This window comes from Nocardioides hungaricus (genome assembly GCF_054782915.1).
This window is the reverse complement of record NZ_BAAGRO010000009.1, coordinates 12,029-37,846: the sequence shown is the minus strand read 5'-3', so window position 1 is coordinate 37,846 and position 25,818 is coordinate 12,029. Positions and strand designations below refer to the sequence as shown.

The 25,818-nt window shown below is 72.4% G+C and carries 21 protein-coding genes and 1 tRNA gene; 6 read left to right on the top strand and 16 right to left on the bottom strand.

Annotated elements, in window-relative coordinates:
- Nucleotides 1–102 precede the first annotated feature (102 nt).
- On the bottom strand, nt 103–1,551 hold the full coding sequence (locus tag ACYVKX_RS03905) for an RNB domain-containing ribonuclease (RefSeq protein ID WP_460829278.1): 1,449 nt from the start codon (nt 1,549–1,551) through the stop codon (nt 103–105).
- Between the two features lie 19 nt (nt 1,552–1,570).
- On the opposite strand from ACYVKX_RS03905, the gene yaaA reads away from it, so the two are divergent.
- Nucleotides 1,571–2,326 (top strand): peroxide stress protein YaaA, encoded by a 756-nt coding sequence (gene yaaA / locus ACYVKX_RS03900; RefSeq protein WP_460829277.1) that lies wholly within the window; start codon nt 1,571–1,573, stop codon nt 2,324–2,326.
- Here yaaA and ACYVKX_RS03895 read toward each other — a convergent pair whose 3' ends face one another.
- The 4 genes from ACYVKX_RS03895 to ACYVKX_RS03880 form a co-directional block, all read right to left on the bottom strand.
- Nucleotides 2,327–3,445, bottom strand: coding sequence for a bifunctional RNase H/acid phosphatase (locus ACYVKX_RS03895; RefSeq protein WP_460829276.1), 1,119 nt, complete (start codon nt 3,443–3,445; stop codon nt 2,327–2,329).
- Nucleotides 3,442–4,146, bottom strand: coding sequence for a zinc ribbon domain-containing protein (locus tag ACYVKX_RS03890; protein ID WP_460829275.1), 705 nt, complete (start codon nt 4,144–4,146; stop codon nt 3,442–3,444). The genes ACYVKX_RS03895 and ACYVKX_RS03890 overlap by 4 nt, the downstream gene beginning before the upstream one ends.
- Before the next feature lie 49 nt (nt 4,147–4,195).
- Entirely contained in the window at nt 4,196–5,314 is a 1,119-nt protein-coding gene (locus tag ACYVKX_RS03885; protein ID WP_460829274.1) for a Nif3-like dinuclear metal center hexameric protein, read from the bottom strand.
- A 99-nt stretch (nt 5,315–5,413) separates the two neighbouring features.
- Entirely contained in the window at nt 5,414–6,958 is a 1,545-nt protein-coding gene (locus ACYVKX_RS03880; protein WP_460829272.1) for an AMP-binding protein, read from the bottom strand.
- An 89-nt stretch (nt 6,959–7,047) separates the two neighbouring features.
- Between ACYVKX_RS03880 and ACYVKX_RS03875 the strand changes: the two genes are divergently transcribed.
- From ACYVKX_RS03875 to ACYVKX_RS03865, 3 genes are read left to right on the top strand one after another with little or no spacing between them, the layout of a single operon-like run.
- A complete protein-coding gene (locus tag ACYVKX_RS03875) occupies nt 7,048–7,392 on the top strand; it encodes a hypothetical protein (protein WP_460829270.1) in 345 nt (114 codons plus the stop codon).
- Between the two features lie 31 nt (nt 7,393–7,423).
- Nucleotides 7,424–8,830 (top strand): sensor histidine kinase, encoded by a 1,407-nt coding sequence (locus ACYVKX_RS03870; RefSeq protein ID WP_460829269.1) that lies wholly within the window; start codon nt 7,424–7,426, stop codon nt 8,828–8,830.
- Nucleotides 8,815–9,483 (top strand): response regulator transcription factor, encoded by a 669-nt coding sequence (locus ACYVKX_RS03865; protein ID WP_460829268.1) that lies wholly within the window; start codon nt 8,815–8,817, stop codon nt 9,481–9,483. Before ACYVKX_RS03870 ends, ACYVKX_RS03865 begins: the two co-directional genes overlap by 16 nt.
- A 33-nt stretch (nt 9,484–9,516) precedes the next feature.
- Here the strand turns inward: ACYVKX_RS03865 and ACYVKX_RS03860 are convergent, their stop codons facing one another.
- Nucleotides 9,517–11,613 (bottom strand): heavy metal translocating P-type ATPase, encoded by a 2,097-nt coding sequence (locus tag ACYVKX_RS03860; RefSeq protein WP_460829267.1) that lies wholly within the window; start codon nt 11,611–11,613, stop codon nt 9,517–9,519.
- Nucleotides 11,614–11,710: 97 nt separating this feature from the next.
- On the opposite strand from ACYVKX_RS03860, the gene ACYVKX_RS03855 reads away from it, so the two are divergent.
- A complete protein-coding gene (locus ACYVKX_RS03855) occupies nt 11,711–12,076 on the top strand; it encodes an ArsR/SmtB family transcription factor (protein WP_460829266.1) in 366 nt (121 codons plus the stop codon).
- A gap of 42 nt (nt 12,077–12,118) precedes the next feature.
- Here the strand turns inward: ACYVKX_RS03855 and ACYVKX_RS03850 are convergent, their stop codons facing one another.
- The 10 genes from ACYVKX_RS03850 to ACYVKX_RS03805 all read right to left on the bottom strand — a co-directional run bounded on the left by ACYVKX_RS03850 (nt 12,119) and on the right by ACYVKX_RS03805 (nt 22,695).
- Nucleotides 12,119–12,418: a hypothetical protein gene (locus ACYVKX_RS03850; protein WP_460829265.1), complete on the bottom strand. Its 300-nt coding sequence runs from the start codon at nt 12,416–12,418 to the stop codon at nt 12,119–12,121.
- A gap of 236 nt (nt 12,419–12,654) precedes the next feature.
- Nucleotides 12,655–13,584, bottom strand: coding sequence for a lysophospholipid acyltransferase family protein (locus ACYVKX_RS03845; RefSeq protein WP_460829264.1), 930 nt, complete (start codon nt 13,582–13,584; stop codon nt 12,655–12,657).
- The gene (gene larAH, locus ACYVKX_RS03840) at nt 13,581–15,164 is read right to left on the bottom strand and encodes an NPN-dependent hydroxyacid isomerase, LarAH14/15/16 family (RefSeq protein WP_460829263.1); all 1,584 of its coding nucleotides are present in this window, start codon (nt 15,162–15,164) and stop codon (nt 13,581–13,583) included. The genes ACYVKX_RS03845 and larAH overlap by 4 nt, the downstream gene beginning before the upstream one ends.
- A gap of 57 nt (nt 15,165–15,221) precedes the next feature.
- Complete coding sequence (locus ACYVKX_RS03835) at nt 15,222–16,412, bottom strand: zinc-dependent alcohol dehydrogenase (RefSeq protein WP_460829262.1); 1,191 nt, start codon at nt 16,410–16,412, stop codon at nt 15,222–15,224.
- Nucleotides 16,409–18,673 (bottom strand): HAD-IB family hydrolase, encoded by a 2,265-nt coding sequence (locus ACYVKX_RS03830; RefSeq protein ID WP_460829261.1) that lies wholly within the window; start codon nt 18,671–18,673, stop codon nt 16,409–16,411. Before ACYVKX_RS03830 ends, ACYVKX_RS03835 begins: the two co-directional genes overlap by 4 nt.
- An 81-nt stretch (nt 18,674–18,754) precedes the next feature.
- A complete protein-coding gene (locus ACYVKX_RS03825) occupies nt 18,755–19,339 on the bottom strand; it encodes a TMEM165/GDT1 family protein (protein WP_460829260.1) in 585 nt (194 codons plus the stop codon).
- Nucleotides 19,340–19,835: 496 nt separating this feature from the next.
- Nucleotides 19,836–19,907, bottom strand: a tRNA-Val gene (locus ACYVKX_RS03820).
- Nucleotides 19,908–20,116: 209 nt separating this feature from the next.
- Nucleotides 20,117–20,581, bottom strand: coding sequence for a peroxiredoxin (locus ACYVKX_RS03815; protein WP_460829259.1), 465 nt, complete (start codon nt 20,579–20,581; stop codon nt 20,117–20,119).
- A gap of 42 nt (nt 20,582–20,623) precedes the next feature.
- Nucleotides 20,624–22,237: an AMP-binding protein gene (locus ACYVKX_RS03810; RefSeq protein ID WP_460829257.1), complete on the bottom strand. Its 1,614-nt coding sequence runs from the start codon at nt 22,235–22,237 to the stop codon at nt 20,624–20,626.
- Nucleotides 22,238–22,263: 26 nt separating this feature from the next.
- Nucleotides 22,264–22,695 carry a DUF3052 domain-containing protein gene (locus ACYVKX_RS03805; RefSeq protein ID WP_460829256.1) on the bottom strand — a complete coding sequence of 144 codons (432 nt, stop codon included), beginning with the start codon at nt 22,693–22,695 and terminating at the stop codon, nt 22,264–22,266.
- A 209-nt stretch (nt 22,696–22,904) separates the two neighbouring features.
- Here ACYVKX_RS03805 and aceE point away from each other — a divergent pair, with 209 nt between their 5' ends.
- Entirely contained in the window at nt 22,905–25,724 is a 2,820-nt protein-coding gene (aceE, locus tag ACYVKX_RS03800) for a pyruvate dehydrogenase (acetyl-transferring), homodimeric type (RefSeq protein WP_460829446.1), read from the top strand.
- Nucleotides 25,725–25,818 lie beyond the last annotated feature (94 nt).

Sequence of the window (25,818 nt, the reverse complement as noted above, 5' to 3'; positions counted from 1 at the left end):
TCGGCGCAATTGCGCTGTTGCGGCAGTGCTTGCCCCGGTCCGACTGCCATGTCGGCGCAATTGCGCTGCTATGACGGTGCCCGCCGCGCTCCGACTGCCGGTTCAGACCAGCTCGAACCGCACCCGCCGCGCGTCGATGTCGGCGACGGTGAGCCGCACGGTGACGTCGGTGCCGAGCGGGAGCGGCCGGGAGGAGACCACGCGGGTCTCGACGTCGGGGTCGTTCAGGACCACGGCACCGCGCGTGGGGTCCTTCTCGTCGACGTCGACCACCACCCCGGAGAAGGTCGAGCCGACGCGGTGCCGGAGCACGCCGGCCTCGACCAGGTCGAGGACCGCGCGCTCGTAGGCGCCGGCGCGCGCCGACGAGGCCCGCAGTACGGCGGGCAGGCCGGGCAGGGCCGCCCGAACCCACCCCGGGACCTCCTCGCCGGCGCACAGGGCGAGGCAGACCTCGCCGGCGTACCGGTCGCCGAGGCGGCGCAGCGGCGCGGTGACGTGCGCGTACTCCGAGGCCAGCCCGGCGTGCTGGGGCTCGGCCGGGGTCTCGCCGTCGAAGGCGACGTATCCGCTCCCGCGCAGCAGCCGCGTCGAGGCGTCCACCATCGCGGCGTGCGCGGGGATCGACGGGTCGAGAGAGCGCACGAAGTCGGGGTAGAGCTGCTCGGCCGGCCACTCGATGCCGAGCGCGCGGGCGGTGCGGTGCAGCCGCTGGACGTCGCGCGGGTCGGGTGCGGGCAGCGTGCGCAGCAGGCCGATCCGGGCGTAGAGCATCAGGTCGGCGGCGGCGAAGCCGGTGAGCAGCGAGAGCTGCGCGTTCCAGCGCTCGACCGGCAGCTCCTCGCGGAACTCCAGCCGCCACTCCTCCCCCGCCACGTCGACCTCCTGCTCGGGCAGCGGCAGCGACACGCCGCCGCGTACGGCCTCACGGGCGATGCGGCGCTCGCCGACCTCCCGCAGCAGCAGGAGTACGTCGGACGCCGACCCGTCGTCGATCGCGGCCTGCGCCTCCTCGTAGGTGAGCCGGGCGCGGGAGCGCACCAGCGCCCGTTCCACCTGCACGTCGGTCCGCCCGCCGTCGGGGCGCAGCCGGATCGTCCAGAGCAGCGCCGGCCGGACCCGGTCGGGCAGCAGCGAGGCGGCGTCCTCGCTGAGCACCGGCGGGTGCAGCGGGACCTTGGAGTCGGCGCCGTACAGCGTCTCGCCGCGCTTCTGCGCCTCGACGTCGACGGGGTCGCCGGGCCGCACGAACGCGGCGACGTCGGCGATCGCGTAGTGCACGACGTATCCAGAGCCGTCGCGCTCGAGGTGCAGCGCCTGGTCGAGGTCCATCGCGCCGGGCGGATCGATGGTGACGAAGGGCAGGTCGGTGCGGTCCAGCGACGGCAGCCGGGGCGCCCGGGCCGCGGCGGCCGCCGCCGACTCCACCTCCGGCGGGAAGGCCGGCGTCACGCCGAGCTCGGCCTGGATCCGCTCGATGCCGGCGCGGAGCGTCTCGGCGGCCACGCCGTCGCTGACGGAGCGGACCCGGACGACGCGGTGGCTGGGCATACCGGCACGATAGGGCACCGTGCTGATCCTGCTGCCGCCCAGCGAGGGCAAGGCCGCCGCGCGCCGCGGCCGGCCGCTCGACCTCGCCGCCCTCGACTTCCCGAGCCTCACCGCGCCGCGCGAGCGGGTCGCGGACTCCCTCGTCGAGCTGTGCGAGGGCGACCCCGACGTGGCCGCGAGGACCCTGGGCATCGGGACGACGCAGCTCGACCTGCTCGCCCTCAACCGCGACCTCCGCACCGCGTCCACCCAGCGCGCCGACCGCGTCTACACCGGCGTCCTGTACGACGCCCTCGACGTCGCCACGCTGACCCCGGCCGCCAAGCGCCGGGCGACCGCGCGGATCGCCGTCACCTCCAGCGTGTTCGGGCTGGTGCGGCCGAGCGACCGGATCCCGGCGTACCGCCTCTCCGGCGACACCACCCTCCCCGGCCTCGGCCCGGTCGCCGCCGTCTGGCGCGACCAGCTGGGCCCGGTCGTCACCGAGACCGTCGGCGGCGGCCTGCTGGTCGACCTGCGCAGCGGGACCTACGTGAGCTTCTGGAAGCCGGTCGGCGTGCGCTCCGCGACCGTGCGCGTGCTCCACGAGCACCGGGGACAGCGCAAGGTGGTCAGCCACTTCAACAAGGCGACCAAGGGGCGGATCGTCCGCGCGCTGCTGGAGTCCGGCGCCGACCCGCGCACGCCGGCGAGGCTCGCCGAGGCGCTGCGCGACCTCGGCTGGTACGTCGAGGAGCGAGACGGCCGCCTCGACGTCGTCGTCACCGAGCTGTAGCTACCACCGCGAGGCGCCGGCGGCGAACACGTCGTTCCCGGGCGGCAGGGCGTTGAACATCCGCATCGACGGGCGGCCGTCGTACCAGGACACGACCGTGATCGAGGCCGGCGTGAGCTCCATGCGGAACACCGCCTCCAGCGGCGCGTCCAGCGCGTGCGCCACGATCGTCTTGATCGGGGTCACGTGGCTGACCACCGCGACCGTCTTGCCGGCGTGCTTCTCCAGCACCCGCGCGAGAGCGTCGAGCACCCGCCTCTCCACGACGCGGAACGACTCCCCGGTCCCTCCGGGCGCGAAGTCCAGCGAGTCCAGCCACGCCTGCAGGTCCTCGCCGTGGCGCTCCCCCACCTCGGCGAAGGTCAGCCCGTCCCAGGCGCCGAACTCCATCTCCGCGAGGCCCGCCTCGACCTCCACCTCCCGGCCGAGCACGGCGGCCAGGATCTCGGCGGACTCCAGCGTCCGGCGTACCGGCGACGCGACGACCGCGTCGATCCTCTCCGCGATCGGCCCGAGCCAGTCGCCGATGGCTCGGATCTGGTCGCGGCCCTCGTCGCTCAGCCCGGGGTTGGCGCTGGCCAGGCCGCCGGAGAACCGCTTGTCGACGGTGTGCGCGGTGACGCCGTGCCGCACCAGGATCACCGTCGTCGGCGTGCCCGGCGGCGACCAGCCCTGCTGGGGCTTCTCGGGCGCACCCGCTACGGTGACGCCGCTGCGCTTGCCGTCGAGGGCCTCGTTGGCCAGCCGGTCGGCGTGCCTGTTCTGCTCGCGCGGCACCCAGGTGTACGTCGTCCCGAAAGGCGCCAGCGCGGCGGCCTCGGCCGCCAGGGTGCGCATGTCGGCGTGCTTGATCTTCCAGCGCCCCGACATCTGCTCGACGACGAGCTTGGAGTCCATCCGGACCTCGATGTCGGCGTCCGGCGCGTGCTCCTGCGCCAGCCGGAGCCCGGCGATCAGGCCGGAGTACTCCGCGACGTTGTTGCTCGCGACGCCGATCGTGGTGCCCTCCTCGGCGAGGACCTCGCCGGTCGCGGCGTCACGCAGCACGGCGCCGTACGCCGCCGGGCCGGGGTTGCCGCGCGAGCCGCCGTCGGCCTCGATGACGACGGGCCGGGTCACAGCCCGGACTCGGCGGTGCGGACCAGGATGCGCTGGCACTCCTCGCAGCGGACCACCTCGTCCTCGGCCAGGCCGCGGATCCGGCCCAACTCGGAGGCGTCGACGCTCAGCCGGCAGCCGCCGCACTGCCGGGCGCGCAGCTCGGCCGCGCCGACGCCGCCCTTCTGCTCGCGCAGCCGGTCGTAGAGCGTCAGCAGGTCGGCGGGGAGACCGTCGATCGCCGGACCGCGCCTGGCCCGTACGGCGGCCAGCTGCTCGTCGATCGAGGCCAGCCTCTCGTCGCGGGTGGTCGCCAGCGTGGCGAGCTGCTCGTCGGCCTCGGCGGCCATCCCCTCGAGCCTGGTCAGCTCGCCCTGCGCCTCCTCGAGCCGCTCCATCACCTCGAGCTCGTCGTCCTCGAGGCTGGAGATGCGGCGCTCCAGCGACTCGAGCTCGTGCTGCATCCGCTCCAGGTCCTTGGGGTTGGTGATCAGGCCCTGGTCCATCCGGTCGCGGTCGCGGGTGCGCCGCGCCTTGACCGCCTCGACGTCCTGGTCGACCTTCCCCTGCTCGGCGGCGAGGTCGTCGACGAGGATCCGGGCGTCGCGCGCGAGGTTCTCGACGTCGGTGCGCTTGCCCTCCAGCGTGGCGATCTCGGCGAGCTCGGGCAGGTTGGTCCGCTGGTGCCGCAGCTGGTCGGCCCGGGAGTCGAGCTCCTGCACGTCGAGGAGCCTGCGTTGGGCGGCGGGGTCGGCTTTCAGCGGGGTCTCCTCAACATCGGAACGTCCAGGGGTCGGTGCGGAGCGTGCTCACGCGGGTCTCCACCGTATCGCCCCACTCCCCGCGGAGCCGCGCCTCCACCACCGGCAGCCAGGTCCACTCCGCCGCCCAGTGCGCGACGTCCACGAGCGCCGGCCCGTCCTGCTCGCAGAGCTCGCTCGCCGGGTGGTGGCGCAGGTCGCTGGTCACGTACACGTCGGCGTCGGTGCGCGCCACCGTGTCGAGCAGGAAGTCGCCGGCGCCGCCGCAGACCGCCACCCGGCGTACCGGCCGGTCCGCATCGCCCGCCACGCGTACGCCGTGCGCCGTCTCGGGCAGCGCGGCCGCGACGGCCGCGGCGAACTCCCCCAACGACGTCTCCGGGACCGACCCGATCCGGCCGGCACCGGTGACTGCCGTACCGGGGTCGGCGAGCTCGGCCAGGTCGAACGCCGGCTCCTCGTAGGGGTGCGCGTCCAGCAGCGTCTGGACCACGGCCGCACGCCGGCCGCGCGGTAGGACGACCTCGACCCGCTCCTCCTCGACCGTCTCGACCTCGCCGACGGTGCCGATCGCGGGGCTCGCACCGTCGAGCGGCCGGAACCGTCCGGTGCCCGGCGTGGAGAAGGACGCGTGGTCGTAGTCGCCGATCCGCCCGGCGCCGGCCCCGGCCAGCGCCTGGCGCAGCGCGGCCGCGTCGGCGACCGGCACGTAGGTCGTGAGCTTGTCCATCGGCTCCGCCGGCGCCGGCACGATCGGCTCGAGGTCGGCGAGCCCGAGGGCCAGCGCGAGCGACTCGGAGACCCCGCCGACCGCCTGGTCGGCGTTCGTGTGCGCGGTCAGCAGCGCGCAGCCGGCGCCGGCGAGCGCGGCCAGCGTGCGGCCCTTCGGCGTGGTCGCGGCGAACCCGTGGACCGGCTTGAGGAACAGCGGGTGGTGCACGACGAGCAGGTCGGCGCCCCAGTCGGCGGCCTCCCGCGCGACCGGCAGCGTCGGATCGACGGCGAACATCACCTTGTCCACCCGGGCGCCCGGCTCGCCGAGCACCAGCCCAACGGCGTCCCACGAGTCCGCCGTGGCGGGCGGGTACCACCCGTGCAGCAGGTCGACGACGTCCTCGAGCGCGGGCATGGGCGTCAGGCTACTGTCGCCGGCGGCGCAGTGAAGCGGGTCGTCCGCCTCTCGCGGGTGAATACGCCGCCCTCAGGCGGACGACTCGAGCGTCCGCGCTCAGTTGACCTGGCGGTCGTAGCCCTGCCAGTACGGCGCGCGCAGCTTGAACTTCTGCAGCTTGCCGGTCGCGGTGCGGGCGAGGTCGTCGCGGAACTCCACCGAGGTCGGGGCCTTGTAGCCGGCCGCCTTCTCCTTGCACCAGGCGATCAGCTCGGCCTCGGTGACCTGAGCGCCGTCGGCCAGCACGACCAGCGCCTTGATCGTCTCGCCCCACTTCTCGCTGGGCACGCCGATCACCGCGACCTCGGCCACCGCCGGGTGCGAGAACAGCACGTCCTCGACCTCGATCGAGGAGACGTTCTCGCCGCCGGTGATGATCACGTCCTTCTTGCGGTCGCTGATGGTCAGGTAGCCGTCCCCGCCCAGGACGCCGCCGTCGCCGGTGTGGAACCACCCGTCGACCAGCGCCCGCTCGGTCTCCTCGGGCTGGTTCCAGTAGCCCTCCAGCACCACGTTCGAGCGCGCGAGCACCTCGCCCGCACTCTCCTCGTCCGCCGAGATCGCGAGACGGACGCCCAGCGCCGGCGCTCCCGCGCGCGTGAGCAGCGCCGCCCGCTCCTCGGCGGGCAGGCCGTCCCACTCCGCGCGGGACCGGTTGAACGTCAGCAGCGGCGAGGTCTCGGTGAGCCCGTAGATCTGGATGAACTCCCAGCCCAGCTCCTCCTGCACCCGCACCACCGTCTGCGTCGGCGGCGGCGCCCCGGCCATGATGATCCGCACCCGGTCCCGGCCCGGGATCTCGCCCTCCCACGTCTGCGCCGCGTCCAGTACGGCGGCCGCGACCGCCGGCGCGGCACACATCACGGTGACGCCGTGGTCGCGCACCCGGCGCAGGATCTCGGCGCCGTCGACCTTGCGCAGCACCACCTGCTTCACCCCGAGGCCGGTCATCGCGAACGGCATCCCCCACCCGTTGGCGTGGAACATCGGCAGCGTGTGCAGGTACACGTCGCGGTCGCTCACGCCCGCGTGCATTGCGAAGGTCACCGCGTTGACCCAGACGTTGCGGTGCGTGATCTGCACGCCTTTGGGCCGCGCGGTGGTGCCGGAGGTGTAGTTGATGCACGCCGTCGCGCTCTCCTCCGGCTCCCACGGCCGCGGCTCGGCGCCCGGCGTCGCGTACAGGTGGTCGTCGTCGCCGAGGGTGAACTTGAGCTCCGCGTCGACGTCCCTGAGCGAGTCGGCCAGCTCGGGGTCGACCAGCAGCACCCGGGCACCGCAGTGCTGGACGATGTAGTTGACCTCCTCGGGACGGAGCCGGAAGTTCACCGGCACCAGCACCCGGCCATACCCGCTGACCCCGAAGAACGACGTCAGCAGCCGGGCGCTGTTGTGGCTCACGACCGCGACCCGGTCACCCACCTCGAGGCCGAGCTTGTCGAGCATCGCGGCCTGGCGCCGCGCGAGCTCGCCGACCTGCGCATAGCCGAGCTCGCCGAGCGTGGGCGCGGGCTGGTCCGGCTCGTCGACCACACCGACCCGCTCGCCGTACACCTGCACCGCACGGTCGATGAAGTCCGAGACGCTGAAGGGGACGATCATGCTCGTCACTCTAGCCATCGCCGAGCCCGATGAGAGTCCTCTCATCGGGCTCTCATCGCCGCCCCACCATGGGAGAGGATCGTGGGAGCATGAGCACCATGTGGAAGGTCCTGCTCGGGCTCGCGCTCGTCGTCCCGCTGGGGGCGTACGTCGTGGGCTCGCTCGCCGCGTCCGCGTCCGACCAGCCCCCGCCGCGCCAGACCATCCAGATCAGGCAGGGCCCCGCCCCGACCGGATCCCCCTCCCCGACCAACGAGCCCTCCAGCCGTCCGACCAAGGGCACGTCCGGGCCGAGTGTCCCACCCTCTCCGACCTCGAGCCCAACCGGACACGACGACGATGACGACGTCGACGTGATCACTCCCTGGGACGACCTCGACGAGTCCGAGGACGAGTCGGAGGACGGCGGCCACGGACGCGGTGGCGACGGCTAGGCGATGGGCCGGGCGATGGGCCGGGCGCCGGGTGGCGACCACCAGCGTCTCGGTCCGCGTCCGCATCACCGCAGCGGTGGCCCTGCTCGTGCTGGCCGGGCTGGTCGTCGTCGGGGTCGTGCTCTACACGGTGGAGTCGCGGCGCCTGGACCAGCAGATCTCCGCGGAGATCTCCCAGGAGTTCGCCGAGCTCACCAAGCTCCAGAGGGACGGCGACAACGCCACGACCGGCCGGCCGTTCGCCGACGTCGACGAGATGCTGACCCTCTTCCTCCGCAACAACGTCCCCGACGACAACGAGCTGCTGATCAGCTGGGTCGACGGCGGTCCGGTGGGTCAGTCGCCGATCGTCACCGAGGTCACCGAGTCGACCTGGATCGCCGGCGTCGTGAACCCGCTGGTCGCGACGAACGGGTCCACCGAGCTCGACTCCGCCGCCGGACGGCTCCAGATCGACGTCCAGTCCGTGCGTCAGGGTCGCAGCACCGGCGCGCTGGTGGTCGTCACGTTCCTCGACCGGGCCCACGCCGGGCTCACCAACACCATGCGCACCTACGCGACCCTCTCGGCGCTCGCGCTGCTCGTCGTCACGGCGATGGCGGCCTGGGTCTCCGGGCGGCTGCTGTCACCGCTGCGGGCGCTGCGGACGACGGCCGACGAGATCGGCGCGACCGACCTGTCGCGGCGCCTGCCCGTCACCGGCAACGACGACATCACCGCGCTCACCCGCACCTTCAACGGCATGCTCGACCGGCTGGAGGCGGCGTTCGTCGGGCAGCGCCAGTTCCTCGACGACGCCGGCCACGAGCTCAAGACCCCGCTCACGGTGCTCCGCGGCCACCTCGAGCTGCTCGACACCGGCAACGCCGAGGACGTCGCCGAGACCCGGCTGCTGCTGCTCGACGAGATCGACCGGATGTCGCGGCTGGTCGGCGACCTGATCCTGCTCGCCAAGAGCGACCGCCCCGACTTCCTCCAGCCCCGCGACGTCGACCTCGACGGGCTGACCCGCGACCTGGTGACCAAGGCCCGCGGCCTCGGCGACCGGGACTGGACGCTCGACGCCGCCGCGCGGGTGAAGATCAGGGCCGACGAGCAGCGGCTCACCCAGGCGGTGCTCCAGCTCGCCGACAACGCCGTCAAGCACACCCGCGACGGCGACACGATCGCGATCGGGTCGTCGTACGACGGCCGGGCGGTCCGGCTCTGGGTCCGCGACACCGGTCCCGGCGTGCCGCCGGAGGACCGGATGCGGATCTTCGAGCGATTCGGCCGCAGCGCCGTACCTCCCGGTGACGAGGGCTTCGGCCTCGGCCTCTCGATCGTGGGCGCGATCGCCCGGGCCCACGGTGGCAGCATTGCCGTCGAGGACGCCGAGCCGATCGGAGCCCGGTTCGTGATGACCCTGCCCGAGGAGGACACGTGGCCCGCATCCTGATCGTCGAGGACGAGGACCGGATCGCGTCGTTCGTCGCCAAGGGGCTGCGCGCCGAGGGCCACCTGCCGACCACGATCGCGGACGGCAGGGAGGGTCTCGAGCACGCGCTCAGCGGCGACTACGACCTCGTGGTGCTCGACATCGGGCTGCCGTCGATGGACGGCTTCGAGGTGCTCGACCAGCTGCGCTCGCAGGGGTCGAAGGTGCCGGTGATCGTACTGACCGCGCGCGACTCGGTCGGCGACACCGTCTCCGCGCTCGAGGGCGGCGCCGACGACTACATGCCCAAGCCGTTCCGCTTCGCCGAGCTGGTCGCCCGGGTGCGGCTACGCCTGCGGCAGGACGGCGCCAACGGCACCGTGCGCGACGACGTGATCGAGCGCGGCGGCGTCCGCCTGGACCTGCGCACCCGTCGCGCCGACGTCGGCGGCAGGCAGGTCGACCTCTCCGCGCGCGAGTTCGCGCTCGCCGAGATGTTCATGGTGAACGCCGGACAGGTGCTCTCCCGCGAGCAGCTGCTCGATCACGTATGGGGCCTGGACTTCGACCCGGGCTCGAACGTGGTCGACGTCTACGTCGGCTACCTGCGCAAGAAGTTCGGTACGACGGCGATCGCCACCGTCCGCGGGATGGGGTACCGCTTCAACCCCTGACACGGACGGTGGCGATCCACCGCGTGCGGCCGGTCAGGCCGCGACCAGCTGCTCCGACGGGCTCGCCTCGTGCTCGATGCCGGCGTGCTCCTCGCCCCGCTGGAAGCTCAGCAGGCGCAGCGCGTTGGCGACCACCAGGAGCGTCGAGCCCTCGTGGATGAACACCACGGCGCCGATGTTGAGCCCGAAGAACGTCGCCACGACGAGGAAGGCCACGATCCCGAGGCTGGCCACCAGGTTCTGCCGGATGATCCGGCTGGTGGCCCGGCTCAGCCGCATCGCGAACGGCAGCCGGCCGAGGTCGTCGCTCATCAGGGCGACGTCGCAGGTCTCCAGCGCCACGGCCGAGCCGGCCGCGCCCATGGCGATGGCGACGTCGGCCCGCGCCATCGCGGGCGCGTCGTTGACCCCGTCGCCGACCATCGCGACCCGGGTGCTCCCGCCCAGGCGCGAGATGTGGTCGACCTTGTCCTCGGGCATCAGTTCGCCGAGGGCGGTGTCGACGCCCACCTGGCGGCCGATCGCGTCGGCGACCTGCTGGTTGTCGCCGGAGATCATCACGAACTGCTGCACGCCGGTGGCGCGCAGCGACTCGAGGACCGGACGCGACTCCTGGCGCGGGGTGTCCATGACTCCGACCACGCCGAGGAAGGCTCCGGCGCGCCGGACCACCATCACCGTCTGGCCGCCCTCCTGGGCGGCCGTCACGGCGGCCGCCGCGCCGGGCGAGAGGTCCACGCCCTGCTCGGCGAACAGGCGCGGGCTGCCGACCTCCACGTCGTCGCCGTCGATCGAGGCCCGGAGCCCGCGGCCGGTGACCGCGTTCAGGTCGACCGCGGTCAGTCTGGACGCGTCGGGGACGCGCGGGCCGAGGTCGCGGACGATCGCGGTGGCCAGCGGGTGGTCGCTCAGGGACTCCACCGCCAGCAGCGTCGCCGTCAGGGTGGCCTCGTCGGCGCCGTCGGTGCTGACGAGGCTGGCGACGCGCGGTGCGCCCCAGGTCAGCGTCCCGGTCTTGTCGAAGGCCATCGCACGGACCTGGCCGAGCGTCTCGAGCGGGCCGCCGCCCTTGACCAGCAGGCCGGCCCGGGCCGCGCGGGCGACACCCGCGAGCACGGCGGCCGGGGTGGCGATCGCCAGGGCGCACGGGCTCGCCGCGACCAGCACGGTCATCGCGAGGTAGAAGGCGTCGGAGAAGCTCTGCCCGAAGCCGGCCATCCCGCCCACCAGGGTCGCGACCACGCCGAGGATGACCGCCGGGACGTACCACTTCTGGAACCGGTCGATGAACCGCTGGGTGGGCGACTTGCTCTGGTCGGCGTTGCGGACCATCTCCACCACCTTGCTCAGGGTGGAGTCGGCGCTGGTCGCGGTGACGGTGACCTCGAGGACGCCGGCGCCGTTCACGGTGCCCGCGAACACGCGGTGGGCCGCGACCACGGCCGCGGGGTTGCGCAGGGCGAGCTCGGCGTCGGGCACCGGCTCCTTCTCGACCGGGATCGACTCGCCGGTCACCGCGGACTGGTCGACCGCGGAGACGCCCAGCGACACGAACCCGTCGGAGGGGATCCGCGAGTTCGGGCGTACGACGACGACGTCGCCGACCACGATCTCCTCGACGGGGACCTCGACGGGCTCACCGTCACCGCGACGTACCAGGGCCGAGCGCGGCGCCAGCTCGGCCAGCGCCTCGATGGACTTCCTGGCCCGGCTCATCGCGAACTCCTCGAGCGCGTGGCCGAGGCTGAACAGGAAGAGCAGCACCGCGCCCTCGGCCCAGCGCCCGATCAGGGCGGCGCCGAAGGCGGCGACCAGCATGAGGAAGTCGACCTCGAACCGGCCCCGCAGGGTGGAGGAGACGGCGGTGCGGATCGTGAAGTACCCGCCGAAGAAGTAGGTCGCCAGGAACAGTGCCAGCGGGACGCCGACCATCGGCAGGTCGAATGCCTTCTCGGCCACGACGCCCGCGATGTAGGTGACGCCGGAGGCGATGGCGAAGCCGAGCTCCCATCGCGCGTCTCCGTGGGAGTGGCCGTCGTCGTGGGAGTGGCCGTCGTCGTGGGAGTGGCCGTCGTGGGACTGTCCGTCGTCGTGCTGGTGCCCGTCGCTACGGGTCGCTCGCTCGGTCATGGCCCCGACCGTACATCATGATCTTGTGATATGAAAATGTTTCCGCCGACGGCGCTCCCGCGCCCTCCCCGACACCTGCCGAGGCAGAATGGCGGCCATGCAGGTCGGCACCCGGCACCAGAGGCCCCCGAGGCCCCACAGGCATCGACGGCTCACGTCCGCCAACGCCGAGCGACTCGCCGAGGTGATGCAGGGCCTGGCCAGCCCGCTGCGGCTGCGCATCCTCGAGATGCTGCGCGCCGGGCCGGCCACGGTGACCGAGATCTGCGACGAGTTCGACGTGAGCCAGGCGTCGGTGTCCAACCACCTGCGACTGATGCGCCATCTCGGCCTGGTGACCGGGCACCGAGACGGGCGGCACGTCCACTACTCGCTCTTCGACGAGCACGTCGCCGAGCTGCTCGACGAGGCGATCGGCCACATCGAGCACCTGCCCGGCGGGAGCTCCGACCCCCAGCCCTGACCTGTCAGTCGTCCCCTGACCTGTCAGTCGTCCCCTGACCTGTCAGTCGTCGTGGTCGTCGTTCTGGTCGTGCTGCTGGTCGTCTCGGTGGTCGTCGCTCCCGTGGTCGTCGTCCTGGTCGTGGGTCGTGCCCGACGGGCTCGCCTGCTGAGGGCTCCCCTGCTGACCGGTCGTGACCGCGCTGTAGTCGTCTCGGTGGTCGTCGCGGTGGTCGTCGTCGGCGAAGGCGCCGGGCGCCTGCCAGGCGAGCACGCCCGCGGTCGCCAGTCCGACGACGCCGACGGCGGACAGGGCCGCGATCCTCTTCCGACCGAACGTCGCGTTCTTGAGCTTGCTGAACATGGTGGTCTCCTCTGATCGGTGTTCCGGCGCCTCGTGTTCCGGCGTTGACACCACGATCCCGGCCGGTGGTGAAGCCACCATGAGTCCCCGATGAGACCCCTCTCATGGCCCGACTCGGCGCAACTTGCCCGCCCAGAGGGCGCGACTCGGCGCAACTTGCCCGCGCCGTCCACAGGGGCCGGGCAAGACGCGCCGACTCGACGGTCTGCGGCGGGCAAGACGCGCCGACTCGCGCCTCAGCGGCGCCAGGCGCGCAGGGCACGGGCAGGAGCGTCGGCGACGGGAGACTCCGACTGCTCCCACACCCGGCGCCACTGCGCCACGGACGGACCCGAGGGATCCGGTACGGCGCCGGCGGCGACCCGGCGGCGGGCCTCCCACCACGTGGTCCGATCCTCGTCGAGCAGCGCGGCGACGGCGTCCTTGATCCGCGGCGCGAAGTCGCGCACGGACTCCTCCGTGCCGCACACGAGTGGCTCGCCGAACCGGATCGTCAGCTGCCGCCGGCCGGGCGCCGGCCAGCCGGCGCCGCGCGGCATCGCCGCGAAGGTGCCGCGGTGCGCGACGGGAACCACCGGCACGCCGTACTCCCTGGCCAGGAAGGCCGCCCCCATCCGGAACCTGCCCATCCAGCCGTCGGTCGAGCGCGTGCCCTCGGGGTAGATCACCAGGCTCCAGCCGTCCGCGAGCACCTCGCCCGGCGTCGCGGCCATGGTGCCGCCGCGGCGGTCGATCGGGAAGGTGTTGAACAGCAGCGACGACCCGACCGCGCGCCACCAGGTGTCGAAGAAGTAGTCGGCGGCCGCCGCCACGGCGGTACGCCGCCGCCACTCGTCAGGCAGCGACAGCAGGATCAGCGGGGTGTCGAGGTGGGAGGCGTGGTTCGCCACGAAGATCACCGGGCCGTCGATCCGCGAGAGCACGTCCAGGCCCTCGACCCGGGTGCGGACCTGGGAGCGGAACAGCGGCTCCAGCCCGGCCTTCTGCGCCACCTCGCGGGCCGCCATCGCCGGCCGCCGGCGCGACCACTCGGTGCGGAACACCGTCGAGCGGGCGGCCGGCACCCACTCCTCGGCCGACCGCGGCACCAGCGCGCGCCGACCCCAGCGCCAGCCCCGGGCGACCAGCCGGACGTCGTCGACAGTGGACCGGATGGGGCGGCTCATCGCACGTCCGCCAGCAGGTGCGGCGGGTTGTGCAGATAGGTGATCGACGGCGACGTGCCGACCGTCCCCGACGCCATCTCCAGCGCGTCGGCCAGCGTGGACGCGGCCCGGAAGCCCAGGCGCGACGCGGCCCGCCGGTCGGCACCGACCCAGATCACCTCGTCGACGTGGTCCATCGCGTGCGCCGCCCAGTACCACATGTAGAACGGATGGACGCCGTGGTAGGCGTGCGAGGTCCGGTAGAGGTGGATGTACCAGGGGTCCTGCGCGAACTGCTGCTCGTACTTCTCCCCCACCACCGCCGGGTCGGTCGACTCCGCCAGCACCTCCTCGTAGAAGTCCACGTACGACGGGTGGTGCAGCTGGTTGAAGCCCTCGTTCAGCGGGTGGTAGAGGATCACCGCGCCGCCCTTGCGGACGACCGGCTGGCCCCGGTAGGAGTTGAAGTAGTAGCCGAGGCCCATGCAGGTCGCGAGGATCGGGTTCATCGACGAGTTCACGTTGTAGGGCCCGAGGTACGGCACGCCCATCACCAGCACGTCCGACTGCCCCTGCACCTCGACCAGGTGCTGCCGGTGCACCTTCTCCAGCGTCCGCTCGTGCACGGCCTCGACCTCGCCGGCGTTGACACCGGTCAGCCCGTAGGCCGAGCGGATGTCGTGGAACATCTTGTGCCGCAGCCGCTGCGGCGCGACCGCGAGCCCCCGCCGTACGCCGAGCATGGTGGCCTGGTCGCGCACCGACCACTCCCACTCGCGCTTCTGCAGGAAGTCGTAGGGCTTCGGGAACACGTCGTTGTCGAGCGTGGTCTCGATCTGGAAGACCTTCACGTGGTCCTTGATGACCCGGCCCATCCGCCAGGCGGAGTGGTGCATCGCCGAGTGCTTGTGGTCCATGAACGACCGCGAGTGCACCATCGTCCTGGCGTTGTGGTGGTGGCGCAGGGACCGGTACGACGCCAGCCCGATGCCGACCGACTTGTGCCCGCCGTCCATCGCCACGAGGTTCACGTTGACGTAGACCAGCAGGTCGGACTCCGCGGCCCGCCTGCTGATCTCGATGTCCTCGCCCTTGTCGGTGGCGCCGAGGTGCGCGAGCTCGGAGCGGTCCTCCGCGTCGAAGTTATAGAGGTCGCCCTGCGGGTAGAACGACCGGAACACCCGCTCGCCCACGATGTGCCTCAGCTCGGCCGCGGTCATCCGGCGGTGCAGCGCGTTCGCGGCGATCAGCTTCACGTCGTCGACGCCGGCCTCGGCAGCCATCGTCAGGACGTGCTCGATGATCCGGCCGCGGATGTCGGGCGCCCGCATCGTCGGCAGCGGCAGCGAGATGTCGTCGAAGGCGATGGTCAGCCGCATCCCCGCGAACAGCAGCTCGGGCAGCGGGTCCATGCCGTGCGGGTGCAGCAGCGCCTCGCGGATCGCCGCGTCGACGTCGGGTACGGCGGGGATCGACTCGGGCGGGTAGACCACGCGCGTGCCGAGCGGGAAGCCGTCCTCCAGCCGGAAGCCGAGCCCCTCGTGCACGACGAGCGGCGGGGTGCGGTCGTCCACCTCGAGGACGAAACCGGGCCTACTCATGGTCTGATCGCTCCTGACATCTGCCTGGGTCTCGACGCGCGGTCGCGACCTCGTTCCTCACGACGTACTGCCCGGTGAAAAGGCGACCTTGACCGTACCGAGCCGGCCGGCCGAGTGGGCGTGGTCGAGCGCTTCGCGCCAGCGGTGCAGCGGGTAGCTGGCGACGGACTTGGCGAGCGTCTGGACGGCGTCGGTGGCGACCAGCTCGATCGCCTTGCCGAACGCGTCGTCGGAGCGCGCGGACGCGTAGGTGCCGACGACCTCGAGCTCGCGGAACCAGGCCGCGGACAGGTCGGCGGCCGCCGGCATCCCGGAGAGCACCACGCGGCCACCCGCGCGGGTGGCCTGCAGCGCGGTCTCCAGCGACTGCTTGCTGCCGACCGCGTCGACGGCGACGTCGACGCCGCCGAGGAGGTACGGCGAGGAGAACTCGGGCTCGAGCTGGAACGCCCCGGTCGACCGGCGAACCCGCCGCAGCACCTCGCCGGGCGCGACCACCTCGGTCGCGCCGAAGTCGCGGGCCAACTCCCGCTGGTGCGCGTGCTTGGCGACCACGATGATCTCGCCGGCGTCGGTCAGCTCGCGCAGCGCGAGCGTCGCGAACAGCCCGACCGACCCGGCGCCGCTGACCAGCACCCGGTCGCCGCTGCGGATGCCGGAGCGCAGCGCGGTGTGCACGGCGCACGCGACCGGCTCGATCAGGATCGCCTGCTCGTCGGAGAAGCCCTCGGGCACGGGGTGCAGCTGGCTGCGGTGCGCGGCGAGCTGCTGGCCCCAGCCGCCGCCGGTGTCCCTGCAGAAGCCGGTCTGCAGCCCCGGCGACAGGTGCCCGACGGTGATCCGCTCGCACCGGTTGGTCCGCCCGTCGGCGCAGTGCACGCACGGCTCGACGCCGCGCGCGGCGCAGGTCAGCACCGGGTCGATGACCACGCGGGTGCCCTTGGGCAGGTCCTCGCAGTCCTCGAGCAGTTCGGCGACGACCTCGTGGCCGGGCACGAACGGCAGCGACACGACCGCGGAGAAGTAGAGGCTGGTGCGGCCCGACAGCGCGCCCAGGTCGGAGCCGCAGATGCCGGACAGCCGGGTGCGCAGCCGCGCCCAGCCGGGGCGGTCGACCCGCGGCTCGTCGATGGTGACCAGCCGCAGCGGCGCCGCGAAGCCGGACAGCACGCCCGGCATCCGGCCGCCGATCGCCTTGCCGGCCATCGTGCGCGACATCGACCGGAACATCTCGAGCGCGAGCATCATGCCGGGCCTCCCGCGGGGTTGAGCGAGCGGGTGTTGGAGGTCGAGCTGGCCCAGTCGACGATCGTCCACCGGTGCCGCCGGGCATGGCGGTAGAGCGACACGTCCGGCCGTACGGCGACCGGCCGCCCGACCGCCTCCAGCAGCGGCAGGTCGGAGTGGGAGTCCGCATAGCCGTACGACGCCGCGAGGTCGATGCCGTGCTCGGCGGCGTACCCCCGCATCCAGGCGGACCGCGACTCCCCCACCAGCGGCGAGGAGGAGAGGTAGCCGGTGCACACGCCGCGATCGTCGACGGCCAGCTCGGCGGCCTCGATGTGGTCGAAGAGCGGCGCCAGCGGCCGCGCCAACGGCGCAATTGCGCCGGTGATGAGCACGGTGCGGTGGCCCGCGGCGCGATGCTCGCGGATCCGGCGGACCGCGTCGGGCGAGAGCCGCGAGAGCACGTGCCCGGTGAGGTGCTCGTCGGCGATCGCCTCGAGGTCGGCGAGCCGGGCGCCCTCGTACTCGCGGTAGACCGACCGCAGGAAGGCGCTGCGCTCCCGCCGCTCCGCGCGCACCAGGCCGGGCAGCCGCGCGACCATCCGGCCGAGCTCGGCCACCTTCTCCGTGCCGCTCTGCTCGCGCAGCCGCAGCCACAGGTAGGTCTCGATCACGTTGGACGACAGCAGCGTGCCGTCCATGTCGAAGAACGCCGCCACCGCGCCGGCACCGGTGGTCGAGCCCGTCGAGACCCCCTTCAACCCGGGGTCGGTGGAGCGCTTGCGCGACCTCCGCGCCTCGTCCATCCGGCGCACCGGCGCGGTGACGGCCGGGCAGTGCACCTCGCGCAGGTAGTGCGGCCAGTCGACGACCGCGGTGTCGAAGGCGAACGTCGCGCGGTCCTCGGCCGAGAGGGAGCGGTGCAGCGCGAGCGTGTTCGCGTCGGAGAAGCGCAGCTCGGCCTGCGCGTACTCCTGGTAGAGGTCGAGGTAGCGGCGCAGGAACTCCAGCCGTCGGCCCTGCTGGTCCAGCTTGCGGGCCAGGTCGCGGGTGCGGTCGCTGCGCGGCGCGTGCCCGATCACGTAGTTGGCCGCCTGGTGCGCGCGCTCGCTGGTGCTGAGCAGCCGCTCGACCGACTGGGCGCCCGGGAACCGCCAGTCCGGGAGCCGCGCGGCGCCGCGGTCGCCCGCCGCGAACGGGTGCTCGTCGAAGTAGGTCCGCACGTTGTCGTAGAGGACCTGGAAGGTCAGCGGGTTCCGGTCGCCCGAGGAGACGTGGAAGTACGCCGGGTCGCCCGGCTCGGGCGGGGACGCCAGCACCGCGACGATCGCGGCGACCACGTGGTCGACCGGCACGATGTCGACGATCGTGTCCGCTGCCGCCGGGAACTCCGGCAGCTCCCCGCGCCCGTAGGCGAGGATCAGCGGCTCGGCCATCTTGAAGCCCTCGATCCAGCCCGGGTAGGGCCTCGCCAGCGCCGACTCGATGATGCTCGGGCGGACGATGGAGACCCGGTGCTGCTCGGGCCGCTCGGCCGCGTACGCCTCGACGACGCGCTCGCCCAGCGCCTTGGTGAACGTGTAGCAGTCGGTCCAGCCGAGGCTGCGGGCCCGCTCGGTGCCGACGCGCACCAGCTCGGTCTTCACCCACTCCTTGCGCGCGGCCTCGGTCGCGGAGGCAGAGGTGAGCAGGCCGGCGCGGCTGTGGGTCCTCTCGGCTCGCCGGCGCTCGCGCTCGAGCACGAACGCGCTGCGGCTCTGGTGCTCGACCGACCGACGCTGCGCCAGGCCCCACGACAGCTCCGCCTCGAGGTCGACGTCGTGGTCGACCGGCGCCTCGGGGATGTGGCCGCGGCGGCGGCCGGCGACGTACGCCGTCGAGACGTGCACGTAGTGCGGGTCGCCGCCCGTCTCGCGGATGCGCGCCAGCAGGTCGCGGGTGCCGACCACGTTGGTCAGGAACCCCTCGTCGACCGGCGGGTCGAAGGACACGTCGCCGGCGCAGTGCACGACCGCGTCGAGGTCCGTCGGCAGCGGGGGTACGTCGGCCAGGTCGCCGGCCAGCACCTCGACCCGGCTCCCGACGTCCTCGAGCCCCTCGAAGACGGGCTTGCGCAGCAGCGCGGCGACCCGGGCCTCGGCAGTGGTCGAGCCCTTCGGCCGGACCAGCACCGTCAGGCGCGCACCCGGCACCTCGCGCAGCAGCAGGTGGAGCAGGGCCTCGCCCACGAAGCCGGTCACGCCCGTGAGCAGCACATGCCGTCCATCGAGTCGATCGGCCACCGATGCACCCGTCACCCGTCGTAACTTACAGGTGCTCCGAGGCCACCCACCGGGAGAGAGCCGAGGGCCGGACGAGGTCGCTCACCTCGATCCGATCCTGATGCCGTCCACGATGAGCAGCGCCGCGAACAGCGCGAACAGCACCGCGGCGCCGTACTTGATGAACCGCTCCGGCAGTCGCCTGCCCAGGACGGCGCCCACGCCGATCGCGAGCGCGTCCGCGGCGACCATGCCGAGGGTGCTGCCGATCCAGGTGCCGAGCCAGCCCTCCTGGGTCGCCAGCGTGATCGTGGCGAGCATGGTCTTGTCGCCGAGCTCGGCGAGGAAGAACGCGACGCCGACGGCGAGGATCGCCGCCCCCTGGCTCGTCCGCGCCTTGTCGGCCTCCTCCTCGGTGAGCTCGTCGCCCCGCAGCGTCCACGCCGCGAACCCGAGGAACGCCACGCCGGCGACCACCGAGATCCAGCCCTGGTAGTCCGCGAACGCGTCGCCGATCCAGTAGCCGACGCCGACGCTGGCCAGGTGGGTGAGCGCGGTCGCGGCGGTGATGCCGATGATCACGTCGCGCGCGCGGTAGCGGGTGGCGAAGGTCATCGCCATCAGCTGGGACTTGTCCCCGAGCTCGGCGACGAAGATCACCGCGGTGCTCAGCAGGAAGGCGTACATGCGTCCTCTCTCCGGCCCGGCCGGAGAGGCGCCTGGTCGGGACGCACCTTCGACCAGGCACGTCCATCTGTCATGGGTCGTGGATCTGGTCGAAAGTCTCGTCCGCCACCGATCCGCTCGAGTCGGTGGCCCGCTGCACCGGACCCTTCGCGAAGCGGATGCCCGCGGAGGCTCAGTATGTCGACGCAGCTGTTGGGGACTACTCCCTTTCGGCTGGCACCCTATCCGTCCGCGGATCGGGCTGTCACATCGGGCGACCCCCGACGCCGACTCGGCGCAACTTGCCCGCCAGAACCGCGCGACTCGGCGCGACTTGCCCGCCGTACGACGCCGAGTCGGCGCAACTTGCCCGCCGCTGTCCGCTTCAGGCCACGTGTGGGGCGTTGAGTCGGCGCAAGCCGGCCTCCCCCGCTTCGCTCCTCCGGTCCGTTTCCGCCGACTCAACGCATGCCCACAAGCTCGCGCCCTCCTCGCTGCGCTCGGAGGACACTCGCTGTGGGCGCAGAGGGGATCGAACCCCCGACCGCTGGTTTGTAAAACCAGAGCTCTACCGCTGAGCTATACGCCCGTCGCCGCGGGCGCGCGCGACGGCACCGAGCGGGGCACAGACTACGCACGAACCGGCCCGGAAATGAAGTTGAACCGCAGGCGTCTCGGGTCACCTGCGGTTCAACGGGGTCAACAGTAGAGGCCGGCTCGAAGGCTGTCGCGGGTTCGATCGGAAACGGAGCGATTTCACGGCAGGCGGTCTAGACCACCGCCGCTGGGTGGCCGTTCTCAGAGGGCGGCGGCGAGCTGCTCGAGGTGCTCGTCGAGGTCACGTCCCTCGGGCATCGCGTTGTGCACGGCCCAGCGGATGCGGCCGTCCTGGTCGACGACGTACGACGAGCGCCGCGCGCAGCCCTTCGCCTCGTCGAAGACGTCGAACGCCCTCGCGACCTCGCCGTGCGGCCAGAAGTCCGAGAGCAGCGGGAAGTTGAGGCCGTCCTGGTCGGCGAACGCGCGCAGCGAGTACACCGGGTCGCAGGAGATCGCGAGCACCTCGGTGTCGAAGGTCAGGAACTCGGCGAGCCGGTCGCGGACGCCGGCCATCTCTCCGGTGCAGACGCCCGAGAACGCGTAGGGATAGAAGAGGATCGCGACCGCCTTCTTGTCGCGGTACGACGACAGCGTGACGTCCTGGCCGAACTGGTCCCGCAGGGTGAAGTCGGGCGCGGGTCCGCCCAGCTCGAGTCCGCTCATGCGCCCATCCTGTCACCCGACGGGGACAGTCCCTCACCCGGATCAGTCGGCGTCGAGCTCGCGCTTGAGCACCTTGCCGGTCGCGTTGCGCGGCAGCTCGTCGAGGAACACGATCTCCCGCGGGACCTGGTAGCGGGCCAGGTTGTCCTTCACGTGCGCGCGCAGCTCGTCCGCCGAGACGTCGCGGGAGGTGACGACGTACGCGCGCAGCCGCTTGCCGAAGTCCTCGTCGTCGACGCCGATCGCCGCGACCTCGACGACCGCGTCGTGGCGGGCGAGGCAGTTCTCGACCTCCTGCGGGAAGACGTTCTCGCCGCCGGAGACGATCATCTCGTCGTCGCGGCCCTCGACATGCAGCCGGCCGCGCTCGTCGAAGCGCCCCACGTCGCCGGTCGACATCAGCCCGCCGACGACGTCCTTGCCGCCCCCGCCGGTGTAGCCCTCGAAGAGCAGCCCGTTGCCGACGAAGATCCGGCCGCTCGCCCCCGGCGGCACCTCCCGGCCGTCCGGGTCGAGGATCTTCACGACGGTGGCGTACGGCGGTTTGCCGGCCGCCGAGGGCGCGGCCCGCAGGTCGCGCGGGTCGGCGATCGAGGCGTAGGCCACCTCGGTCGAGCCGTAGATGTTGTAGAGGTGGTCGCCGAACCGGTCCATCCACGCGGTGGCGAGGTCGCCCGGCAGCGCCGAGCCCGACGACGCGACCACCTTCACACGGGAGAGGTCGTACGCCGACAGCGTCTCGTCGGGGAGCGCCATGATCCGCTGCAGCATCACCGGGATCACCACGACGGAGTCGCAGCGCTCCCCCTGGACGACCTGCAGACACGCTTCCGGGTCGAACCGGCGGCGCAGCACGATCGTCGAGCCGAGCAGCATCGCCAGCGCCAGGTGCGCAAACCCCCAGGTGTGGAACAGCGGAGCGGCGATGTGGGTGCGCCAGCCGTAGCGCAGCGGCATCCGGGACAGCAGCGAGACCGCGGCGTCGATGCCGGCCTCGCTGCGCGGCGCGCCCTTCGGCGTACCTGTGGTGCCGGAGGTGAGGATGACGATCCGGCCGTGCCGGTCGGCCGGCTCGACGTCGCCGTCGGGCTGGGCGGCGATGAGCTTCTCGAGGGTGGCGCCCTCGGCGTCGCCGTCGGTCCAGGCGAGCACCGACGTGCCGGCGTCGGCCTCCGCGAGGAGGCCGGCGAACTCCTCGTCGTGCACCACGAGGGTCGGCCGCTCGCGCTCCAGCACGTCGACCAGCTGGGGGCCGGCGAAGGCGGTGTTCAGGTAGAGGATGTCGGCGCCGAGCTTGGCGGTGGCGATGCTCGCGTCGACGAAGCCCCGGTGGTTGCGGCACATCAGCGCGACGCTGCCGCCGGAGTCGACCCCGAGCTCGGCGAACGCGCGCGCGAGGGCGTTGGAACGGCGGCGGAGGTCGTCGTAGGTCAGCGAGCCGAGCTCGTCGACGATCGCGGTGCGGTGCGGGTCGAGCAGCGCGGCGGCGGTGAATCCGCCGGCCGGACCGGTGCCCCAGTCCTTGAGCGTCTTCGCCGCCCTCGCGAGGGCGAGGGGGCGGTGCGGTCGGATCACTCCCGCCCGTCCCAGCACCCTGAGCGTCGTCCCGGTGGCGGCGGCGCCGGCTCGGGCTTTCAGCAGTACGTCGGGGAGCACGCGTGGCCTATGCCCGAGCCGCGCGGTCAGGAAACCGTCTTCGGCGCGATCAGGCGGGTCGCGGCCCAGTCCTTGCTGACCGCGGCGGTGGTGGTCTGCGAGAGGCCGGCGATCGGCGCGGCCTCGGCGATGTCGGCGGGGTCGACGGCGTTCGCGCGGCCGACCTTCGGGGTGAGCAGCCAGATCGCTCCGCCCCCGACCAGGTCGGTGAGCGCGTCCACGAGGCTGTCGACCAGGTCACCGTCGTCGTCGCGGAACCAGAGGACCACCGCGTCGACGACGTTGCCGTAGTCGCCGTCGACCAGGTCGGCGTCGATCGCGTCCTCGATCGCGACCCGCAGGTCGTCGTCGGCGTCGTTGTCCCAGCCGAGCTCCTGGATCACCATGCCGGCCTTGAAGCCCAGCCTCGCGGCCGGCCCGTCCGTCTGGGTGGGTCCGCCACCCGGGGTCGCGCTCAACGTGACGCCTCCATTTCCTGCTGTTGCCCGCCGTTCGGCGAAGTGGGGAGTAGTCCACCGGAGTTGCGGCAGGGGCGCAACCCGTGTCCACAGAAGGTCCACACGAGACCCGCCGAAGGACGCCCGACGGGACTACCCGCCGGTAAATTTTCCGTCCTCCACGGGCGTGACACGATGGGCAGGTGACCGAAGACGAAGCTCCCGACACCATGGGCCCCACTTCGGGTACGGACAGGAAGCGGAGCGGCGCTACCCCGACCGTCATCCACGAAGGCCTGCCCACCCAACTGCCCGACATCGACCCGGACGAGACCCACGACTGGCTCGACTCCTTCGACTCCCTGGTCGACGAGCGCGGCCGCGAGCGGGCTCGATACGTGATGCTCCGCCTGCTCGAGCGGGCCCGTGAGATGCAGGTCGGCGTGCCCGCCCTGCGCAGCACCGACTACATCAACACGATCCCGCCCGAGCGCGAGCCGTGGTTCCCCGGCGACGAGGAGGCCGAGCGCCGGATCCGGGCGTTCATCCGCTGGAACGCCGCCGTGATGGTGTCCTCCGCGAACCGCAAGGGCCTCGAGGTCGGCGGGCACATCGCGACGTACCAGTCCTCGGCCAGCCTCTACGAGGTCGGCTTCAACCACTTCTTCCGCGGCAAGGACGCTCCGCCCGAGAAGGGGGCCGGCGGCGGCGACCAGGTCTACATCCAGGGCCACGCCTCCCCCGGCATCTACGCCCGCGCCTTCCTCGAGGGCCGGCTGAGCGAGCAGCAGCTCTCCCGGTTCCGGCAGGAGGTCCAGCACGGGCGGCACGCCGGCCTCTCGTCGTACCCCCACCCACGGCTGATGCCGGAGTTCTGGGAGTTCCCGACGGTCTCCATGGGCCTGACCGGCATCAACTCGATCTACCAGGCGCGGTTCAACCGCTACCTGGCCAACCGCGGCATCAGGGACACCGCCGACCAGCGGGTGTGGGCGTTCCTCGGCGACGGCGAGATGGCCGAGCCCGAGTCGCTCGGCGCGATCCGGATCGCGGCCCGCGAGGAGCTCGACAACCTGGTGTGGGTCGTCAACTGCAACCTCCAGCAGCTCGACGGCCCGGTCACCGGCAACGGCAAGATCATCCAGGAGCTGGAGGCCAACTTCCGCGGCGCCGGCTGGAACGTGATCAAGGTCGTGTGGGGCCGCGAGTGGGACCCGCTGCTGGCCCGCGACGTCGACGGCGTGCTGGTCAACCGGATGAACACCACGCCCGACGGCGCCTTCCAGACCTACTCCGTCGAGTCCGGCGAGTACATCCGCGACCACTTCTTCGGCACCGACCCGCGGCTGCGGTCGATGGTCGAGCACATGTCCGACGACCAGATCCGCAAGCTCCCGCGCGGCGGCCACGACTACCGCAAGGTGTACGCCGCCTTCGACGCCGCCACCAAGCACGTCGGCCAGCCGACGGTGATCCTGGCGAAGACCATCAAGGGCTGGACGATCGACGCCCTGGAGGGCAAGAACGCCACGCACCAGATGAAGAAGCTGACCCAGGACGACCTCAAGCGGTTCCGGGACCGCCTCTACCTGCCGATCTCCGACCGCGACCTCGAGCGGGCCTACGAGGAGACCGGCGCGGCGCCGTTCTTCCACCCGGGCCCGGAGGCCCCCGAGATCGAGTACATGATGGAGCGCCGCAAGTCCCTCGGCGGCTCGATCCCCCGGCGGGTGCTGCGGGCCAAGCCGCTCCAGCTCCCGGGCGAGGAGGTGTACGCCGAGCTCAAGCAGGGCGGGGGCAAGCACAAGATCGCCACCACGATGGCCGCCGTCCGACTGCTCAAGGACTGGATGAAGGACCCGGAGATCGGCCGGCGCATCGTGCCGATCGCGCCGGACGAGTACCGCACCTTCGGCATGGACTCGATGTTCCCGAGCGCGAAGGTCTACAACCCGGGCGGCCAGCAGTACGAGTCGGTCGACCGCAAGTTGTTGCTCTCCTACAAGGAGTCGGCGCAGGGCCAGATGCTCCACGAGGGCATCTCCGAGGCCGGCGCGATGGCGTCGGCGACGGCCGCGGGCTCGGCGTACTCCACGCACGGCGAGCACATGATCCCGTTCTACATCTTCTACTCGATGTTCGGGTTCCAGCGCACCGGCGACTCGATCTGGGCGATGGCCGACCAGCTCGCCCGCGGCTTCCTGATCGGCGCGACCGCCGGCCGCACGACGCTGACCGGCGAGGGCCTCCAGCACGCCGACGGCCACTCGCCGCTGCTCGCGGCGGCCAACCCGGCGGTCGTGCACTACGACCCGGCGTTCGCCTACGAGATCGGCCACATCATGCGGTCCGGGCTCGAGCGGATGTACGGCGAGGGCGGGCCCGACGGGCAGGGCGAGGACGTGATCTTCTACCTGACCGTCTACAACGAGCCGGTCGCGCAGCCGGCCGAGCCGGAGGATATCGACATCGACGGCATCCTCAAGGGCCTGCACCGGGTCTCGACGGCTCCCTCTGGCTCCGGTCAGGGTGACGGCCCGCGGGTCCAGCTGCTCGCGTCCGGTGTCGGGTTCCCGTGGATCGAGGAGGCGCAGCGGATCCTCGCCGAGGAGTGGGGCGTGCGCGCCGACACCTGGTCGGTGACGTCCTGGAACGAGCTCGCCCGCAACGCGACCGCGGCCGAGCAGTGGAACCTGCTCCACCCGGGCGAGACCCCGCGCACGCCGTACGTCGCCGAGCGGCTCGCCGGCGCCGACGGCCCGGTCGTCGCGGTGTCCGACTACATGCGCGCCGTACCCCTCCAGATCGCGCGGTGGGTCCCGGCCGACTACCGGGTCCTCGGTGCCGACGGGTTCGGCTTCGCCGACACCCGCCCGGCCGCCCGCCGGTTCTTCCAGATCGACGCCCAGTCGGTGGTCGTGCAGGCCCTCCAGGCCCTCGCCGACGCCGGCCGGATCGACCGCGCCAAGGTCGAGGAGGCGTTCTCGAGGTACCGCATCGACGATGCCACCGCGGTCGCCGGCGTACAGCAGGAGGGCGGCGACGCGTAGACGGGCCGCGCCAGCGGACCCGACGGAGCGTGTCGAGATCGGGCGGCGCCACCCGACTTGTCAGGGAGTCCCTGCCCTTGTCAGGTGTTGCAAC

What these genes read in the sequence shown, in the direction of transcription:
- ACYVKX_RS03905 (WP_460829278.1), bottom strand. Translation starts at nt 1,551, where the DNA reads ATGCCCAGCCACCGCGTCGTCCGGGTCCGCTCCGTCAGCGACGGCGTG.
- ACYVKX_RS03885 (WP_460829274.1), bottom strand. Translation starts at nt 5,314, where the DNA reads ATGCCCGCGCTCGAGGACGTCGTCGACCTGCTGCACGGGTGGTACCCG.
- ACYVKX_RS03880 (WP_460829272.1), bottom strand. Translation starts at nt 6,958, where the DNA reads ATGATCGTCCCCTTCAGCGTCTCGGACTTCATCGACCGTGCGGTGCAG.
- ACYVKX_RS03875 (WP_460829270.1), top strand. Translation starts at nt 7,048, where the DNA reads ATGAGCACCATGTGGAAGGTCCTGCTCGGGCTCGCGCTCGTCGTCCCG.
- ACYVKX_RS03860 (WP_460829267.1), bottom strand. Translation starts at nt 11,613, where the DNA reads ATGACCGAGCGAGCGACCCGTAGCGACGGGCACCAGCACGACGACGGA.
- ACYVKX_RS03855 (WP_460829266.1), top strand. Translation starts at nt 11,711, where the DNA reads ATGCAGGTCGGCACCCGGCACCAGAGGCCCCCGAGGCCCCACAGGCAT.
- ACYVKX_RS03850 (WP_460829265.1), bottom strand. Translation starts at nt 12,418, where the DNA reads ATGTTCAGCAAGCTCAAGAACGCGACGTTCGGTCGGAAGAGGATCGCG.
- ACYVKX_RS03845 (WP_460829264.1), bottom strand. Translation starts at nt 13,584, where the DNA reads ATGAGCCGCCCCATCCGGTCCACTGTCGACGACGTCCGGCTGGTCGCC.
- larAH (WP_460829263.1), bottom strand. Translation starts at nt 15,164, where the DNA reads ATGAGTAGGCCCGGTTTCGTCCTCGAGGTGGACGACCGCACCCCGCCG.
- ACYVKX_RS03835 (WP_460829262.1), bottom strand. Translation starts at nt 16,412, where the DNA reads ATGATGCTCGCGCTCGAGATGTTCCGGTCGATGTCGCGCACGATGGCC.
- ACYVKX_RS03825 (WP_460829260.1), bottom strand. Translation starts at nt 19,339, where the DNA reads ATGTACGCCTTCCTGCTGAGCACCGCGGTGATCTTCGTCGCCGAGCTC.
- ACYVKX_RS03815 (WP_460829259.1), bottom strand. Translation starts at nt 20,581, where the DNA reads ATGAGCGGACTCGAGCTGGGCGGACCCGCGCCCGACTTCACCCTGCGG.
- aceE (WP_460829446.1), top strand. Translation starts at nt 22,905, where the DNA reads ATGGGCCCCACTTCGGGTACGGACAGGAAGCGGAGCGGCGCTACCCCG.